Annotated in this window: 10 protein-coding genes; 7 read left to right on the forward strand and 3 right to left on the reverse strand. The window is 40.6% G+C overall.

What is annotated here, in order from left to right; genetic code table 11:
* Nucleotides 1-6 precede the first annotated feature (6 nt).
* The 7 genes from INE92_RS24690 (at nucleotide 7) to INE92_RS24720 (ending at nucleotide 13,732) form a co-directional block, all read left to right on the forward strand.
* Nucleotides 7-3,093, forward strand: coding sequence for a SusC/RagA family TonB-linked outer membrane protein (locus INE92_RS24690; RefSeq protein WP_015532368.1), 3,087 nt, complete (start codon nucleotides 7-9; stop codon nucleotides 3,091-3,093).
* A 24-nt stretch (nucleotides 3,094-3,117) separates the two neighbouring features.
* Nucleotides 3,118-4,434: a DUF5005 domain-containing protein gene (locus tag INE92_RS24695; protein WP_229096987.1), complete on the forward strand. Its 1,317-nt coding sequence runs from the start codon at nucleotides 3,118-3,120 to the stop codon at nucleotides 4,432-4,434.
* A 154-nt stretch (nucleotides 4,435-4,588) separates the two neighbouring features.
* Nucleotides 4,589-6,577 carry a sialate O-acetylesterase gene (locus tag INE92_RS24700; RefSeq protein ID WP_195436436.1) on the forward strand — a complete coding sequence of 663 codons (1,989 nt, stop codon included), beginning with the start codon at nucleotides 4,589-4,591 and terminating at the stop codon, nucleotides 6,575-6,577.
* 50 nt (nucleotides 6,578-6,627) lie between these two features.
* Nucleotides 6,628-8,901, forward strand: a complete 2,274-nt coding sequence (locus INE92_RS24705) for a GH92 family glycosyl hydrolase (RefSeq protein ID WP_015532371.1) — start codon at nucleotides 6,628-6,630, stop codon at nucleotides 8,899-8,901.
* 24 nt (nucleotides 8,902-8,925) lie between these two features.
* Complete coding sequence (locus INE92_RS24710) at nucleotides 8,926-11,082, forward strand: GH92 family glycosyl hydrolase (protein ID WP_015532372.1); 2,157 nt, start codon at nucleotides 8,926-8,928, stop codon at nucleotides 11,080-11,082.
* A 78-nt stretch (nucleotides 11,083-11,160) separates the two neighbouring features.
* The gene (locus INE92_RS24715; RefSeq protein ID WP_015532373.1) at nucleotides 11,161-12,294 is read left to right on the forward strand and encodes a glycoside hydrolase family 130 protein; all 1,134 of its coding nucleotides are present in this window, start codon (nucleotides 11,161-11,163) and stop codon (nucleotides 12,292-12,294) included.
* A gap of 55 nt (nucleotides 12,295-12,349) precedes the next feature.
* Nucleotides 12,350-13,732, forward strand: coding sequence for an SGNH/GDSL hydrolase family protein (locus tag INE92_RS24720; RefSeq protein ID WP_015532374.1), 1,383 nt, complete (start codon nucleotides 12,350-12,352; stop codon nucleotides 13,730-13,732).
* A 378-nt stretch (nucleotides 13,733-14,110) separates the two neighbouring features.
* Here the strand turns inward: INE92_RS24720 and INE92_RS24725 are convergent, their stop codons facing one another.
* Genes INE92_RS24725 through dxs form a run of 3 tightly spaced genes read right to left on the reverse strand, consistent with a single transcriptional unit; the run spans nucleotide 14,111 to nucleotide 18,848 of the window.
* On the reverse strand, nucleotides 14,111-15,562 hold the full coding sequence (locus INE92_RS24725) for a TrkH family potassium uptake protein (RefSeq protein ID WP_015532375.1): 1,452 nt from the start codon (nucleotides 15,560-15,562) through the stop codon (nucleotides 14,111-14,113).
* 39 nt (nucleotides 15,563-15,601) lie between these two features.
* Complete coding sequence (gene trkA, locus INE92_RS24730; RefSeq protein ID WP_015532376.1) at nucleotides 15,602-16,942, reverse strand: Trk system potassium transporter TrkA; 1,341 nt, start codon at nucleotides 16,940-16,942, stop codon at nucleotides 15,602-15,604.
* 1 nt (nucleotide 16,943) lies between these two features.
* Nucleotides 16,944-18,848 carry a 1-deoxy-D-xylulose-5-phosphate synthase gene (gene dxs, locus INE92_RS24735; protein ID WP_055234912.1) on the reverse strand — a complete coding sequence of 635 codons (1,905 nt, stop codon included), beginning with the start codon at nucleotides 18,846-18,848 and terminating at the stop codon, nucleotides 16,944-16,946.
* Nucleotides 18,849-18,935 lie beyond the last annotated feature (87 nt).

Genomic DNA, 18,935 nt, shown 5'->3' on the forward strand with positions numbered 1-18,935 from the left:
TACGTTATGAAAAGAATATTATTAATATTATTGAGTATAAATCTGTTTACGTTTGCCTTGGCGCAATCGTTAACGATAAAAGGAAAGGTCTCTTCTACTGATGGTGAATTGCTTCCAGGAGTAAATGTAAGGATAAAAAATGCTACGATTGGTACAATTACAGATTTTGACGGTAATTATCAGTTGAAAGCGAATAAGGGAGATATATTAGTATTTACCTATATAGGTTTTAAAAAGTATGAACTAAAAGTAGGAAATCAGACATCTTGGAATGTAGAGTTGGCACCTGATCAAACAGATTTGGATGAAGTAGTGGTGGTAGCATACGGAAAGGCAAAACGTATCACTATGACAGGGGCGGTTAGCGGTATACAAGCACGTGAAATTCGAAATGTACCAACTAGTAGTTTACAAAATGCTTTAACTGGAAAATTGCCAGGATTTTTTAGCCAGCAGTCCTCTGGACAGCCAGGTAAGGATGCTTCGGATTTTTTTATTCGTGGTGTTAGCTCTTTGAACTCCGAAGGTAATAAACCTTTGATTATTGTAGATGATGTGCAGTATACATACGAGCAATTATCACAAATTAATGTAAATGAAATAGAAAGTATTTCAATTTTGAAAGATGCTTCGACAACTGCAATTTATGGTATCAAAGGAGCAAACGGGGTATTAGTAGTGAAAACAAGAAGAGGAAAAGAGGGCAAACCACAGATCAATGTACGTTTGGAAGGAGGAATACAGACCCCAGTTCGTACTCCTGACTTCTTGAATTCATATAATACGGCTATTTTGGTGAATGAAGCGTATGAGAATGATGGCATGCCTAGATTGTTCTCTAAGAAAGATATTATGGCATTTAGAGATCACACTGATCCTTATGGCCATCCTGATGTAAATTGGTATGATGAGATCTTTAAAAAGAATGCCTTTCAAGAAAATGTGAATGTGGATATTTCTGGAGGTTCTAAGAGATTAAGATATTTTGTCTCTGCCGGCTATTTTACTCAGGATGGTATGGTAAAAGATTTTGGAACGAAAGGAAATGATGTAAATTCAAATTATTTTTATCGTCGTTTCAATTATCGAACTAACGTAGATTTTGATGTAACGGATAATTTGAATATGCGTTTAGATGTATCTTCACGTTTTATGAATATTAATGAGCCTTGTAATATGAATGCAACGGGTGAAATTTATGACTTTTCTAAGATGCATCCTTATTCTGCTCCAGTATTAAATCCTAATGGATCGTATGCTTATTTGAGAGATACAGAAGGATATAAACCTACCTTGAATGCTCGTTTAGCTAATGAGGGGTATAAGCGTACTCGTCGTAATGATAATAATATTTTATATGGTGCCACCTGGAAGATGGACTTTCTAACGCAGGGACTTGCAGCTAATTTTCGTGTAGCTTATTCAAGTGTAGATGAAAATTATCGTCAAGTGCATCGTGGGGATTATCCAACGTATTACTATAATTCGTCAACTAATGAATATGAAATTAATCCTAATAAGAAATATGATTATGGAACATACTCTGTAACTAGCGGTACAGATCAAGCTACGAAGGATGTAAATATTCAAGCTTCATTAAATTATGCACATGTTTTTAATGGAGACCACGATGTGAATGCTATGTTTTTGTATAATCGTCAGAGTACGACAAATGAAAAGGATGCAGCTGTTCCCAATAATTTTGAGGGCTATACTTTAACGATGGGATATAAATATAAAGGTAAATATTTAATTGATCTCAATATGGCTTATAACGGAACTGACCGTTTTGGTAAAAACAATCGTTTTGGTTTTTTCCCAGCTGTTGGTATTGGGTATGCTATTTCAGAGGAAAATTTCTTTAAAAATGTAGACTGGCTAAAAAAAAATGTTCAGTTATTGAAAATAAGAGCTTCATATGGCTTGGTAGGATCTGATGTAGCTGCTGGTAATCGTTATTTGTATGAACAAGTATATCAAGAAAATGGAAATTATCCTTTTGGAGATTATCCAGCCGATAGTCCAGTGATAAAAGAGGGAGACTTAGGGACTCCTAGTGTAACTTGGGAGAAGGCTAAGAAATTTGATGTTGGTTTAGATATGAATTTATTTAATAAGGTCTCATTTACTATTGACTACTTCTTGGATAAACGTTATGACCAATTGGTGACAAGAGCTGACGTTCCCTTAATAATAGGTATAGGGTATGCTCCGAGTAATGTAGCAAGAACTACTAATCAAGGATTTGATGGACAAATTGGCTATCAAGATCGTTTTGGAGAATTTGATTTTAATACAAGTTTAGTATTCTCTTATGCAAAGAATAAAGTTGATTTTAAGGCAGAGGCTCAACAGAAATATCCTTGGTTAGCAGAAACAGGAAGACCTTTGAATCAACCATTTGGATATAAATGGATAGGTTATTATACTCCGGAAGATATTGAACTGATAAATGCTGCAAAGGAAGATCCTACTATTAAAGCTCCAGCAGTACCTTATACTGATATTCCAGTTCAGGCTGGTGACTTGAAGTATGCTGATTTGAATGGTGATGGTTCTATTGATGATTTTGATAAGGGTGCTATTGGTAAGCCTAATCTGCCTACAACAACTTTAGGGTGGTCATTTGGAGGTTATTGGAAAGGATTTAGTTTTAATGTATTATTTCAAGGTTCATTTGACTATAGTTTTGCAATCAATGGTACTGGTATAGAATCGTTTAAAAGTCAGTTTCAGCCTATCCATACTGGACGTTGGACATTAGATCGTTATAAAAATGGAGAAGAAATAACTTTCCCTCGTTTAACGACCAATCCTTCCACTATAAATAGTGCCAGTACTTATATGTCTGATTTCTGGTTGATTAATGCTTGGTATATCCGTTTGAAGACGATTGATTTAGGATATCAACTTCCAAAGAAAGTATTACCTAAGTATGTAGATAACATTCGTTTCTATGTGAATGCTTATAATTTATTGACATTTACAGGTTATGATAAATATCAGCAAGATCCTGAGATAAAAACTAATACGGCGGGTGATGCTTATATGAATCAGCGTGTAGTGAATCTTGGTGTACAATTGACATTCTAATTTAATGATTAAATGAACATAAATATGAATAGATATAAAAATGGAAAGATCTTCTCACTTTTTTTGATGTGTGGAATATTAGGAGCTTGCGATAAATTTGAAGCAATTCCTTTGGAATATAAGAGTACTCCATTAGAAGAAGCACAAGAAGAGGTTTTAAATACTATTGATCCGGCATGGGAATTAGAACTGATGGAGACTAATGGCTATGTGATGGCTTTTAAAGATAAAAAGTATGATAAACTATTTACTCGGACTTTGGGCTGGAACGGAGGCGACGGTGTATTGACAACTCTATTACCTGATGGAAATGCATTTTGGTCATTTAACGATAGTTTTTATGGAGTAGTAGAAGGTGAAACTCGTGCACGTAAGGATTGTAGCTTCCCACGTAATTCTATAATGGTTCAGACTCCTGGTGATGAGGAGGAGAATCTTGTATGGTTGGCTGATTTTGTACAAACTACTACTCCCGAGGCTCCTCGTTATTATCAAGCACGTACTCATATTCGTCATCCCAAAGCTAGTTTGAGTGATGATAAGATCCAAGAAGGAGAAATTGATCAAGATTGGTTGTATTGGGCAGGTGACGCTACTGTATGTAATAATAAATTACAGGTGCTTTGGAATGGGGTCGATAATACAAATCTGGATGCTTTGATGAGACATGAGGGTATTTGTTTGGCAACTTATAGTTTGGAAGGAACCCCAGGAGATGATAACTATATGAAACTAATTAGTGCTGATCACCATTTTAATGATGTTGATATATATGGATATGGATCTACTTTGTGGGAAGACGAAGACGGTCATATTTATTTGTATGGTTCATATAATAATTATGATATGATAGTAGCTCGTACGGCTAGACATGATCTTACTAGTCCGTGGGAGTATTATGTAGGGGATGAACAAGGAAATTTTTCTTGGCAGAATACTTATCCTACTGAGGAGGAAGTTAAGCGTTCTAGAATTCAAGAGACAGATTGTAGTATGCCATGGGTATTTAAAAAAGGAGATACCTATTATATGTTGGCACAAGCTAAATGGTTTGGACGTGAAATGTATATTTTCCGGAGTGATAAACCATATGGACCTTTTGTCGATTGTAAAAGGCTATTTGGATTCTCTGATTTTTTAGATAAATTAGGTGATCAAACTTATCAGAATTTATACATGATAAACTTGCATCCACATTTATCACGTAATGGTGAATTAGTCTTTTCTACAAATACAGATCCCAAAAATTTTTGGGACAACTTCAACGCTGTAGGTAGTGCTGATTATTATCGTCCTTATTTCTATCGTGTATATAATTGGGAAAGAGTTTATGAAGAATAATCGTTATTTATTTAGATAATCAAAAAAAGAATCATTTTTTACAAATATAAGAAATGATTCTTTTTTTGATTATTTTAAGTTTGTATTTGGTTGCTTAATTAATGGTAAATAGAGTTTTGTTCGTCATACGTTATATGATTAATAAAGAGTGGAAATGAGAAAAGTTTTAGTTTGTATTTTATGGTGTCTATTGTTTGTTGCTAATGTTTATGCACAAGTAAAATTGTCACCATTGTTTTCTAATAATATGGTGTTGCAACAGAAAGCAGAAGCTCCTATTTGGGGAATAAGCAAATCTAATAGAACTATAGTAATCACTACTTCATGGGATCAGAAAAAATATACTACCCAAGCTGATGCACAAGGAAACTGGAAGACTAAAGTCGATACTCCTGTAGCTGGAGGACCATATACGATAACTATCTCTGACGGAAAAACTGTAAAGTTGAACAATGTGATGATTGGAGAGGTCTGGGTATGTTCCGGCCAATCCAATATGGAAATGCAGGTAGAAGGGTGGGGTAAGGTAATGAACTACCAGCAAGAAAAAAAAGAAGCAAATAACTATCCAAATATTCGTTTCTTACTGATAGAAAAAGCTACGAGTCCATTGCCTGTTAGTGATATAAAAGCAGCAGGTGGTGGTTGGCAAGTTTGTTCATCAAAAAGTGTAGCAGACTTCTCGGCAGCCGGTTATTTTTTCGGGCGTGATTTGCATAGGTATCAAAATGTGCCAATCGGCTTGATAGATACTTCTTGGGGAGGTACCTGTATTGAGACATGGACGAGTAAAGAGGCTTTAGCAACAATGCTGGGTATGCAGAAGAAACTTGATGTCTTGAAAGAACTTCCGATTTCATCCGAAGATCGTGAAAAGAAATTTCATTCAGATGTGGAAGATTGGAAAAAAGAGATTGAAAAGATTGATAAAGGATTTGTGGATGGCAGAGCCGCATGGACAGTTACAGACTTTGAAGACAGTGCATGGAAAACAATGGAAGTGCCTGGTTTGATGCAGGAGCAAGGTTTGAAAGGGTTTAATGGTATTGTTTGGTTTAGAAAAACAATAGAAATTCCGGCGAAATGGGAGGGCAAAGAACTGACGTTGAATGTCGGAGTAATTGATGATAATGATTTTACATATTTCAATGGCGTGCAAGTAGGACACACTGAGGGATGGATGACCCCAAGAAGCTATAAGATACCTAAAGAGTTGGTGAAAAGTGGTAAAGCAGTGATTGCTGTGCGTGTTATGGATACAGGAGGTGCAGGTGGTATAAATGGAAGCCCTGAAAGTATCTCACTTCATTGCTCTCAATCAGATGTCATACCATTGGCTGGTGATTGGAAATATCAAGTTTCTTTGAATATAAAAGATATTCCACAAATGCCTGTTAATACTGCTAATGAACCGAATATTCCTGGCTTCTTATTTAATGCGATGCTGAATCCGTTGATTCCCTATAGTATAAAGGGGGCGATTTGGTATCAAGGAGAAGCTAACACAGGACAAGCATATCAATATCGTGAATTGATGCCATTAATGATAAAAGACTGGCGGGATCATTGGGGATATGATTTTCCATTTTATATGGTACAACTTGCTAGTTTTACAGTTCAACAGACAGCTCCAGTAGATGCAACCTGGGCTGAATTGAGAGAGGCTCAAACACGCACATTGCATCTTGAGAATACAGGAATGGCTGTAACCATTGATATAGGCGATGCTTTTGATATTCATCCGAAGAATAAGCAAGAAGTCGGCAGGCGTTTGGCACTGGCTGCGCGAGCACAGACTTATGGTGAGAAAATATCATATTCCGGTCCAATGTATGATACGTATCAGATTGAAGGGAATAAGATCCGTATTTATTTCAAACATACAGATGGTGGGTTGAAGACACTAAATAACGAAGTAATAAAGGGATTTACCATTGCCGGTATTGATCATAAATTCTATTGGGCTAATGCTGTGATTGAAGGTAATACCATCGTTGTATCTTCACCGGAAGTTACTTTCCCGATAGCTGTTAGATACGCATGGGCTGATAATCCGATCTGTAATTTGTATAATGGAGCCAATCTTCCGGCATCTCCATTCCGCACAGATGATTGGCCGGGAATCACTTTCGGCAATAAATGATTCCTTCAATCTGTCAGTAAAAATAGTATGTTACACATTAAAGAATAACCATGAGAAAACTAATTTATCTAGTAATCTTTCTTTTTATTTCGATAGGAATATATGCTCAAACGAAAGACTTGGTGCAATACGTCAATACCTTGCAAGGAACTGATTCCCATTTTGGATTAAGTTATGGAAACACATATCCTACTACCGGTATGCCTTATGCCATGCATACGTGGTCTGCACAGACCGGAAAGAATGGTGAAGGTTGGAAATATCAATATGCAGTAGATAAAATCAGAGGTTTCTGCCAGTCACATCAATGTAGTCCGTGGATGAGTGACTATGCCGTTTATTCGTTTATGCCGGTGGCAGGCGAATTAGTGGTCAATCAGGATAAGAGGGCAACGAAGTTCAGCCATGATAATGAAATTGCCAAGCCACATTATTATAAAGTAACGCTGGATAATGGAATTACAACCGAGATGGCTCCAACTACTCGTGGTGTACATTTGCGCTTTTCTTATCCCTCTACCGAAGAGGCTTATCTGGTGATTGACGGATATACGGATATGAGTGAAATTAAGATTGATCCAGCAAAGAGACAAATCTCTGGTTGGGTGAATAATCAACGTTTTGTAAATAACTCTAAGACATTCCGTAGTTACTTTGTTGTGCAGTTTGATAAAGCATTTGAGGATTACGGTATGTGGGAAAATCAGAAAGATGAGATTTTCTCTAAAAAGTTGGAGGGAGAAGGTAAAGGCTATGGAGCTTATATCAAATTTAAAAAAGGAGCCAAGGTACAGGCGAAAGCTGCCTCTTCCTATATTAGCGCAGAGCAGGCTGTGATTACGCTGAACGACGAACTGGGTAAAGATAAGAATTTGGAAGCCACTAAGGCACGCGGATATAAAACATGGAATGAATTATTGAACAGAATTCAGGTCGAAGGCGGAACAGATGAACAAATGAATACTTTCTATTCTTGCCTGTTCCGTGCCAATCTCTTCTCCCGTAAATTCTATGAACGTAAGGCAAACGGAGAACCTTATTACTATAGTCCTTATGATGGCAAAGTATATGACGGATATATGTATACCGATAATGGATTCTGGGATACATTCCGTTCACAGTTTCCACTGACCAATATTCTTCATCCCACTATGCAAGGACGCTACATGAATGCTTTGCTCGCCGCACAGGAACAATGCGGATGGCTACCATCCTGGTCGGCTCCCGGAGAAACGGGAGGAATGTTGGGCAATCATTCTATTTCATTACTGGCAGACGCATGGGCAAAAGGTATCCGTACCTTTGATCCGGAAAAAGCATTGAAAGCATACGCGCACGAAGCAATGAACAAAGGTCCTTGGGGGGGTGCGAACGGACGTGGCTTCTGGAAAGAATATTTTGAGTTGGGATATGTTCCCTATCCACAATCAATGGGGTCTAGTTCCCAGACGATGGAATATGCATACGATGATTTTTGTGCTTATCAGTTGGCTAAAATGATTGGCAACAAACACTATCAGGAAGTATTTGCACGCCAGATGTACAATTATAAGAATGTGTTCGACCCGTCTGTCGGCTTTATGCGTGGAAAAGGACTCGATGGCAAATGGCAGGAACCATTTGATCCTCTGGAGTGGGGCGGACCTTTCTGTGAGGGTAACGCCTGGCATTATACCTGGTCTGTATTCCATGATGTAGAAGGATTAATAGACTTGTTCGGAAGCGATCAGAAGTTTACCATCAAGATGGATTCAGTATTTACCCTGCCCAGCACTATCAAGCCGGGAACATACGGAGGTGTGATCCATGAAATGAAAGAAATGGAGCTGGCAGGTATGGGACAATATGCACACGGCAATCAGCCGATTCAACACATGCCTTATCTGTATAGTTATGCCGGTCAGCCATGGAAAACACAGTATTGGGTACGTCAGATTGTTGAAAGACTCTATAATGCAACAGAAAGAGGGTATCCGGGAGACGAAGACCAAGGTGGTATGTCATCATGGTATATCTTGAGCTCATTAGGTATTTATGCCGTTTGTCCGGGTACGGATGAATATGTGATTGGCAGTCCGCTATTTAAAAAGGCTACCATAACGCTGGAAAACGGGAATAAGTTTGTGATTGAAGCAAATAACAATAATAAAGAGAATGTCTATATCCAGTCTGCTACTTTGAATGGACGTGTGTTGGATAAGAATTTCATTAAATATGACGATATAGCAGACGGTGGTACGCTCCGTTTTGAAATGGGAAGTCAACCAAATAAAGAAAGGTGCACGTCAAAGTATGCCGCTCCTTTCTCTCTGTCGAAAGAATAAGAAAAGAAATAATGAAAATACAGTATGAAAAATAAAGTTTTAACAGGTTTATTATTGGTATTGATCGGAGGGTGGGGGAACCTTTTGGCACAGAATGCCGGGAGCAATTATGCTCGTCAGGTAAATACGCTGATAGGTACAAAAGGCGTTGGCTTGACTTCGGGATATCTTTATCCCGGAGCCACCTATCCGTATGGTATGGTGCAGTTCACCCCTTCTTACTTTTCCAAACGCTCCGGATTCGTCATCAATCAGTTGAGTGGCGGCGGTTGCGAACACATGGGCAACTTTCCTACCTTTCCGGTAAAAGGCAAACTGAAGATGTCTCCTGACAATATCCTCAACTATCGCATCAATATTTCTGAAGAAAAAGGACATGCAGGTTATTATGAGGCTATGGTGCAGGAAGACATCAAAGCCAAACTGACTGTGACCGAGAGAACCGGTATGGCGAGTTATGAATATCCGGCAGATCAGCAATATGGTACGGTTATTATCGGTGGAGGGATATCTGCCACTCCAATTGAACAGGCAGCCATCGTAATCACTGCACCCAATAAGTGTGAAGGATATGCAGAGGGTGGTAATTTCTGCGGTCTGCGTACACCGTATAAAGTCTATTTCGTAGCAGAATTTGATGCGGATGCCTTGGAGTCGGGAACATGGAAAAGAGATGAATTGAAACCGAACACTACTTTTGCCGAAGGAGAATATTCTGGAGTTTACTTTACTTTTGATGTAAGCAAGAAGAAAAATGTCCAATATAAGATTGGAGTTTCTTATGTCTCGGTAGAGAATGCACGCGAGAATCTGAAAGCGGAGAATACCGGATGGGATTTCCTGCAGATTCAGAATCAGGCTGAATCCAAATGGAATCATTATTTAGGTAAGATCGAAGTCGAAGGAACTAATCCGGATCGTGCCACTCAATTTTATACCCATCTGTATCGCTCATTCATTCATCCGAACGTTTGCAGTGATGTGAACGGAGAGTATATGGGAGCTGACTTCAGAGTGCATAAGTCTCGTTCGAAACATTACACCTCTTTCAGTAACTGGGATACCTATCGCACACAGATTCAATTATTATCTATGCTCGATCCCGAAGTTGCTTCTGATATTGTGATTTCTCACCAACTGTTTGCAGAAGAAGCGGGTGGTGCTTTCCCGCGTTGGGTGATGGCTAATATAGAAACCGGAGTAATGCAAGGAGATCCGACTCCTATCCTGATATCCAATGCTTATGCTTTTGGTGCCCGTAATTATGATCCGAAACCGATTTTCAAAATAATGAGAAAGGGAGCTGAAGAACCGGGAGCAATGTCGCAGGATGTGGAGGCTCGACCGGGACTGAAACAGTATTTGGATAAAGGTTATTATAATGCTTCTATTCAGTTGGAATATACTTCCGCTGATTTTGCAATCGCACAATTTGCCTTACATGCCGTAGGAGATGAGTTTGCGAGCTGGCGTTATTTTCACTTCGCACGTTCATGGAAGAATCTGTATAACCCGGAAACCGGCTGGCTGCAATCACGCAATCCGGATGGTTCGTGGAAACCATTGACTGAAGATTTCCGTGAATCGACTTATAAGAATTATTTTTGGATGGTGCCGTACGACATTGCCGGCCTGATAGAAATCATCGGAGGCAAAGCTGTTGCAGAAAAACGCCTGGATGAATTCTTTACTCGTCTGGATGCCGGTTACAATGATGCCTGGTTCGCTTCCGGCAATGAACCGAGCTTTCACATCCCTTGGATATACAACTGGGTAGGAACACCCTATAAAGCACAGGAGATTATTAACCGTGTATTGAATGAACAGTATTCAAGTAAAATTGATGGTCTGCCGGGTAATGATGATTTAGGAACGATGGGTGCCTGGTATGTATTCGCTTGCATCGGACTTTATCCCGAAATACCAGGAGTGGGAGGTTTTACTGTAAATACACCGATATTTTCATCAGTGAAGGTTCATCTGAAGAAAGGGGATATTGTGATAAAAGGCGGTTCTGAAAAGAATATTTATATAAAGAACATGAAGTTAAACGGTAAATCGTATGACAGTACATGGCTCGATTGGGATCAACTGAATAATGGAGCTACGATAGAATACACTACCTCGTCCAAGCCTGACGTGAAGTGGGGAACAAAAGTAACACCTCCCTCTTTCCCTTAAAGCAAATCAACGAAGTATATAAATTTATGATATAAGATAATTTTGTAAGAGCACTTATTTATAATATCAAACGTAAAAATGAAAAGAAAACTACAAAACATAGCTTATCTACTGATGGCTGCCGCCTTCGTTGCTTCATGTAGCGAAAAGAAACAAATATCAGAATTTCCGGATTGGGCATGGACGGACTTTCAGCGTCCGGAGGGTGTTAATCCGATTATCTCTCCTGACACAACAACCCTTTTCTATTGTCCGATGAGACAGGATTCAATAGCATGGGAAGCAAGTGATACATTTAATCCGGCTGCTACGATCTATGATGGAAAAGTTGTAGTACTCTATCGGGCTGAAGATAACTCGGCAACCGGTATCGGAACACGTACCTCTCGTTTGGGATATGCCTCTTCTGACGACGGACTACATTTCAAACGAATGTCCGTACCCATATTTTATCCGGCAGACGACAGCCAGAAAGAATTGGAAAATCCCGGCGGTTGCGAAGATCCGCGTGTTGCCGTAACAGAAGACGGACTTTATGTAATGCATTACACACAATGGAATCGCAAACAGGCGCGTTTGGCAGTGGCCACCTCGCGCGATCTTCAAACGTGGGAAAAACATGGACCGGCTTTTGCAAAAGCATACAACGGAAGATTTATAGATGAATTTTCCAAATCTGCCTCTATTGTAACCAAATTAATTGACGGCAAACAAGTGATTGCCAGGATTGATGGGAAATACTGGATGTACTGGGGAGAAAAGTTTGTGAATCTAGCTACTTCCACAGATTTGGTAAACTGGGAACCAATGTTGGACGAAAACGGAGAATTCCTGAAAGTGATGACTCCGCGCGAAGGTAAGTTCGACAGTGATCTAACTGAATGTGGTCCTCCTGCCATCCTGACGGATCAAGGAATCCTGTTGTTCTATAACGGTAAAAATAAATCAGGTGTTGAAGGGGATACACTTTATACAGCAAACTCCTATTGTGCAGGGCAAGCCTTGTTTGATGCCAAAGACCCTGCCAAATTAATTGATCGTCTGGATAAGCCATTCTATATTCCCGAATCGGATTTTGAGAAGAGCGGACAATATCCTGCCGGAACTGTATTCATAGAAGGACTTGTGTTCCACAATCAGAAATGGTTCTTATATTATGGATGTGCCGATTCACGCGTGGCGGTTGCCGTATATGATCCTCGCAAAAAATAAGGAAAACATTCATGAAGAAGATAACAATTTGTAAAAGATAGATTAAGACTAAGACATGAAAAAAATTATTTTATTGATTGCGGCAGCTTGTATGGCATGTACAGCTGCATTTGCCCAAACAGTGAAGCCTTTTAAAGAGGGTGAAAGGGCAGTGTTTTTAGGAAATAGTATAACGGATGGCGGTCATTACCATTCATACATCTGGTTGTATTATATGACCCGTTTTCCGGATATGCCTATCCGTGTTTTTAACGGTGGTATTGGTGGAGATACGGCCTATGATATGAACAAACGCCTGGATGGTGATATTTTTGCGATGAAACCTTCCGTGTTGATGGTGACTTTTGGTATGAATGATTCCGGATATTTTGAATACAATGGTGATAAGCCCAAAGAATTCGGTGAACAGAAATATCAGGAAAGTGTAAAGAATTACCAGCAGATGGAGAAACGCTTTAAAGATCTTCCTGATACCCGTATCGTGATGGTCGGAACTTCTCCGTATGATGAAACCGTACAACTTAAAGAGAATACACCGTTCAAGACAAAGAATGAAACCATCAAACGACTTGTTGAATATCAGAAAGAATCGGCAGCTAAGAATAATTGGGAATTTACTGATTTAAATGCGCCTATGGTTGCTTTGAATCAGCAATATCAGCAGAAAGATCCTACCTTTACTCTTTGTGGAAGTGACCGTATTCATCCCGATAACGACGGACACATGGTGATGGCCTATCTTTTCCTGAAAGCCCAGGGATTTGTAGGTAAAGAAGTAGCGGATGTGGAGATTAATGCTAATAAGAAACAAGCCGTCAAGTCGGAGAACTGTACTATTTCAAATATAAAGAAGAGCGGAAAAGACTTGAGCTTTGACTACCTGGCAGGTGCTCTTCCTTATCCTTTGGATACTATTCCTCGTGGTTGGGGACAGAAAAAGAGCCAGGCAGAAGTGCTGAAGGTTGTTCCTTTTATGGAAGAGATGAACCGCGAAACGTTGAAAGTAACAGGACTGAAAGGCAATTATAAATTGTTGATAGATAATGAAGAAATAGGAACCTGGAGTGGAGATGAACTGGCAAAAGGCATTAATCTTGCTGCTGAATCCAAAACTCCCCAATACCAACAGGCATTGGCGGTTATGCACCTGAATGAATATCGTTGGGAAATTGAAAAAACATTCAGAGAGTATGCATGGTGTGAATTCGGTTTTTTCCAACAAAAGGGATTATTGTTTGCTGATGACAGAAAAGCGATCGAGGTGATGGATGAAAACCTGGATAAAAACGTTTGGTTGAAGGGACGTCGTGATATGTATTCAAAGATGATGTTTGAAGCTGTCCGTGATGCTCGCCAGCAAGAAATGGAGGTTCTTATCAATAAGATTTATGAAATAAATAAGCCTGTTGTAAGAAAAGTTTTACTTAGAAAGATATGATGCGATAACAGCGTAGAAATACGATAGAATACTCATCGTGATGAGAATTTTTTCTCATTGCGATGAGTGTTTTTTCTTATCCTAGTGAGTATGTTTGAGAAATATATGAATAGATAGCTAGTCTTGTAATAGCCTGGTAATGTATATCTTATTGTAGCTTTTGCATTAAACAGGCTACCTTTATTGAATTCTTAATGGTTCTTAATCAAATTCCGTGCTACTTATTTATGTTCAATAACCTTATTCATGGCTATTCCGGGGTACTTTAAGATGCATATAGCTTGGATAATTTATTTGCTATTTCTAATATGCCGATATCCCTTTATCCATCAACCTTTCAATGAGCTTTACTAGCACGGAATTTGAAGAAGAACCTTCTTAATTCTTTTTCCAGAAACCGGAAGTGAAAAGCAATAATACTGTAAACAATTCCAAACGTCCCAAGAGCATTAAGAAAGAGAGTAGCCATTTGGCAGCATCCGGCAGTTCACTCCATGAAAAGGCCGGGCCACATGTGCCGAGTCCCGGTCCCATATTGCCTATACTTGAGATCACTGTTCCGATTGATTCCAAAAAACCTACTCCTAAGCCCATCATGACAAGTACACTGATAATCACAATGACTGCATACAAAAAGGTGAAAGCTAGTACGGTAGATTGTATTGAAGGGGAAATCACTTGCTTATTTACTCGTACCGGGAGCACGGCATTAGGGTGAAGAATATGCTTGAATTCGTTTTTTGCAACCTGAAGCAGAATAACCATACGAATACATTTGATACCTCCGGTTGTACTGCCGGCACAAGCTCCGATGATCATTACTATTACAAGACATCCCCAAAGGATAGAAGGCCATAGCATATAATCGGCAGTAGCAAATCCCGTAGAAGTTTGCAAGGAGATCACTTGGAATAGTGATTTGCGGAACGCTTCTTCTATGGAGATAGAAGAAGTCTGATGGAGCCAGACGGCAATAAATATAGTAAAAAAAGAAACACACAAGAAATAGAATTTCAACTCTGCATCATGAATGAACTTTTTTATTTTTCCATTGAACATCAACAGTAATAGCGTGAAGTTGATGCCCGAAAGAAACATGAAAGTAGAGATTACATAATCGATATAGGGTGAGTGATAATATTCAATACTCGCTTGTTTGGTAGAAAATCCACCGGTGCTGGTAGTTGTGAAAGCATGACATATACTATCGAATACGCTCATACCGCCGAGTACTAATAGGACAATTAATGTTCCCGTCATTCCGGCATAAATACCCCAAATCCATTTAGCGGTGATGCCAATGCGGGGATGCACTTTATCATGAGTAGGTCCACTGGCTTCTGCTGCAAACACCTGAATCCCACCCACACCGAAAATCGGTAGAACGGCAATGGTGAAGAATACAATACCCAGACCACCTATCCATTGCGTCATAGCTCGCCAGAAAAGTATTCCATGAGGCATTGACTCTATATTATTCAAGATAGTGGCACCAGTACTGCTGAACCCGGACATCGTTTCAAAAAATGCATCCGTGACACTTGGGATATACCCTCCTATATAATAAGGCAACATTCCGAAAAGGGAAAAGGTGACCCATGCTGCACTGACTATGACATATCCATCACGGCGATTCAGGGAGTTTACTGCATCTTTTCCAATAGCGAGCAGCAGAACCCCGATGCAGGCAGTGACGGCTGATGAAATCAGGAAGCTTTGCAAGTCGTTTTCTTTATAGAAAAGAGAGACCCCTCCACAACATAACAGCATGGCTGTTTCTATCAGAAGCAGAAAACCCAGAATCCGGAATATCATCTTCGAGTTAATCATAGACAAGTAATTTATTAAATAATACTTGATACTTAATACTTAGTTAAAGAACTTCTCAATCTTTTTAATCATCATGCTTAGGCAGAATACGACTACATGGTCGCCGGGGAGGATTTGCGTATCACCTGTCACCAGGATACCTTCTCCGTTACGGATCATTCCTCCGATGGTAGTACCTTTTGGAAGTCCTAGGTCTTTAATCAGGTGTTTGGTTATTTTAGCTCCTTCCGGTACGGTGAATTCTGCAACGTCCGCATTGGCAAAAGTCAGGCATTTCACATTAGAAACGTCGGCATCCAGCATCATTTGGTAGATGTGGCTGGCAGCAATCATTTTTTTATTGATAACCGTGCCGATGTCGAGACTCTCTGCCATACCGATATAGTCGATGTTCTCCACTTCTGCTACCGTTTTTTCCACTCCCATACGTTTGGCGGCGAGACAGGCCAGGATATTCGTTTCCGAGTTGCCGGTCAAGGCTACAAATGCTTCGGTATTTTTTAGCCCTTCTTCGATAAGCAGATCCATGTCACGACCGTCTCCGTTGATAATCATTGTCTTATCATCCAGTAGTTCTGTCAGACGGTTGCAACGGTTCAGGTCATTATCCACTATTTTCACCTGCATATAGTCCGGCACATATTGTGCGGTACGGACTGCGATACGGCTACCTCCCATAATCATTACATTGCGTACGTCGGCATAGTCTTCTTTGCCGGCTATCTTACGTATGTAAGGAATGTATTTGCGGGTAGTGGTGAAATAAACAATGTCATGCAATTTAATAACATCGTCTCCACGAGGGATAATCGTTTCCGTTCCGCGTTTGATGGCTACTACGTGATAAGGAATGTTGGGACCGCCTAGCTGATGCAGCGGTATATTCAGGATTTCAGCCTTTTCGCGCATCTTCGTACCAATCAGAACCAGAGAACCTCCACAGAACTCCCACCATTGGCGTACCCAGCTCATACGCATGGAGGATACGATTTCTTTAGCAGCCAGCATTTCCGGGTAAATCAGAGAATCTACTCCCAGTTTCTGGAAAAACTCTTTATTTTTAGGCAGAAGATATTCATAGTTGTCGATACGCGCCACTGTTTTTTTAGCTCCCAGGTTGGTGGCCAGCATACAGGCAGTCATGTTGCGACTTTCGTCCGGTGTGACTGCGATAAAAAGGTCGGCTTCTTTGACGCCTACTTCTTTCAATCCGGAGATGGAAGAAGGAGAAGCGGCAACAGTCAGCAAGTCAAAATTGGCGCTAAGAGCACTTAGTTTCTCTTCGTTATCATCCATCAAGATAATGTCTTGCTTCTCGCGCGATAACAGCTTGGCCAAATGGGTGCCCACGTTGCCGGCACCGGCAATAATAATCTTCATGTCAATTGATAAATTCTTTTATTTTAGTCAGAATCCCTTCTTCATCCATGCCGCACAGTTGATACAGTTCGGCAACTGATCCATGCTCTACAAATAGGTTAGGGATACCGATACGCTTCACGGTCGGTTTGTATTCGTTGTCTGCCATAAATTCAAGGATAGCACTACCCATCCCGCCTTTGATAATCCCGTCTTCAATAGTCAGGACATGTTGGAATTTCTGTCCTATTTCATGTAGCAGTTCTTCATCCAGCGGTTTCAGGAATCGTAGGTCGTAATGGGCGATAGACAGATTTAAATCAGCTTCTGCCCGGGTGATGGCGCGGGCAGCTATGTTTCCTATCGGTCCGATAGTAATCACTGCAAGGTCATTACCTTCTTTCAGTTTCCGTCCTTTTCCTACCGGAATTTCTTCCAACGGACATTTCCAGTTCACCAATACACCGCGTCCACGGGGGTAACGGATCACGAACGGTCCCTTGTCCGGCAATTGTGCCGTATACATCAGGCGACGTAATTCCTGTTCGTCCATGGGGGAGCTGATAGTCAGATTAGGGATCGGACGTAAACATGCCATGTCAAAAGCTCCGTGATGAGTGGGACCGTCTTCGCCAACCAGTCCGGCGCGGTCGAGACACAAAACAACAGGAAGATTCTGAATCGCTACGTCGTGGATGATATTGTCATGTGCCCGTTGCATAAAAGAAGAATAGATATTGCAGAACGGTTGCAGCCCGTCTTTTGCCATTCCTCCGGAGAAGGTAACTGCATGTCCTTCGGCAATACCGACATCGAAAGCACGTTTCGGCATTTTTTCCATCAATATATTCATCGAACAGCCGCTGGGCATGGCGGGAGTGACACCGACAATCTTCGGGTTGGCTTCGGCAAGTTCCACCAGTGTATTTCCGAATACGTCCTGGAAAAGCGGGGGCATTCCTTCGGTGTTGGCAATGAAACGTTCGCCGGTGACGGGATCGAATTTGCCGGGAGCATGCCATTCGGTGGCGTGCTTCTCTGCCGGTCCGAATCCTTTTCCTTTGATAGTATGCAGATGCAGGATTTTAGGTCCTTGCATATCTTTGATGTCACGTAATACTCTTGCCAGGTTCTTTACGTCGTGTCCGTCTATCGGACCGAAGTAACGGATATTCATCCCTTCAAAAATATTTTGTTGCTGGGCCGCCATTGATTTCAGGCTATTTCCGAAACGGATGAGCGCTTTGCGGCGTTCTTCGTTTAAAATGCCAAGCTTGAACAACATACGCGAGAGCTTGAAACGTAGCTGATTATAGCGGTTAGAAGTTGTCAGGTTGAAAAGATACTGCTTCATGCCTCCTACGCTGCGGTCGATTGCCATATCATTGTCATTCAGGATAATGAGCAGGTTGTTCGACGTGGTAGATGCGTTGTTCAGTCCTTCAAAAGCCAGTCCGCCACTCATTGATCCGTCGCCGATAATGGCTACTACATGGCGTTTGGCGTCTCCTTTCCGGGTGGCTGCGACGGCCATACCGAGAGCGGCAGAAATAGAATTGGAAGCGTGTCCGCACGTGAAAGTATCATATTCGCTTTCTTCCGGAGACGGGAAAGGGCGGATTCCACCGAGTTTTCTGTTCGTAGAAAATGCTTCACGGCGTCCTGTAAGAATCTTGTGGCCGTATGCCTGATGTCCCACGTCCCATACAATACGGTCATATGGTGTATTGTAGACGTAGTGCAGAGCTACGGTCAGTTCCACGGTCCCCAGGCTGGCGGCGAAGTGTCCGGGGTTACAGCAGAGTTCTTTAATAATGTCTTGCCTTAGTTCATCACATACTTCCGGCAGTTGCTCTACGGTTAGTTTACGTAGGTCTTCGGGGTAATTGATGGAGTTTAACAAGTTATATGTTGGTTCACTATTCATGATTCTAGGAAATTTAGTGCAAAAATACGAAAAGAAAGTATATTCGGCCTCCTTTTCTTTATAAACCTTAATTCCGCAACACTATTA

The organism is Bacteroides xylanisolvens, assembly GCF_018289135.1.
GTDB lineage: Bacteria > Bacteroidota > Bacteroidia > Bacteroidales > Bacteroidaceae > Bacteroides > Bacteroides xylanisolvens.

What these genes read in the sequence shown, in the direction of transcription:
- INE92_RS24690 (WP_015532368.1), top strand. Translation starts at nt 7, where the DNA reads ATGAAAAGAATATTATTAATATTATTGAGTATAAATCTGTTTACGTTT.
- INE92_RS24695 (WP_229096987.1), top strand. Translation starts at nt 3,118, where the DNA reads ATGAATAGATATAAAAATGGAAAGATCTTCTCACTTTTTTTGATGTGT.
- INE92_RS24700 (WP_195436436.1), top strand. Translation starts at nt 4,589, where the DNA reads ATGAGAAAAGTTTTAGTTTGTATTTTATGGTGTCTATTGTTTGTTGCT.
- INE92_RS24705 (WP_015532371.1), top strand. Translation starts at nt 6,628, where the DNA reads ATGAGAAAACTAATTTATCTAGTAATCTTTCTTTTTATTTCGATAGGA.
- INE92_RS24710 (WP_015532372.1), top strand. Translation starts at nt 8,926, where the DNA reads ATGAAAAATAAAGTTTTAACAGGTTTATTATTGGTATTGATCGGAGGG.
- INE92_RS24715 (WP_015532373.1), top strand. Translation starts at nt 11,161, where the DNA reads ATGAAAAGAAAACTACAAAACATAGCTTATCTACTGATGGCTGCCGCC.
- INE92_RS24720 (WP_015532374.1), top strand. Translation starts at nt 12,350, where the DNA reads ATGAAAAAAATTATTTTATTGATTGCGGCAGCTTGTATGGCATGTACA.
- INE92_RS24725 (WP_015532375.1), bottom strand. Translation starts at nt 15,562, where the DNA reads ATGATTAACTCGAAGATGATATTCCGGATTCTGGGTTTTCTGCTTCTG.
- trkA (WP_015532376.1), bottom strand. Translation starts at nt 16,942, where the DNA reads ATGAAGATTATTATTGCCGGTGCCGGCAACGTGGGCACCCATTTGGCC.
- dxs (WP_055234912.1), bottom strand. Translation starts at nt 18,848, where the DNA reads ATGAATAGTGAACCAACATATAACTTGTTAAACTCCATCAATTACCCC.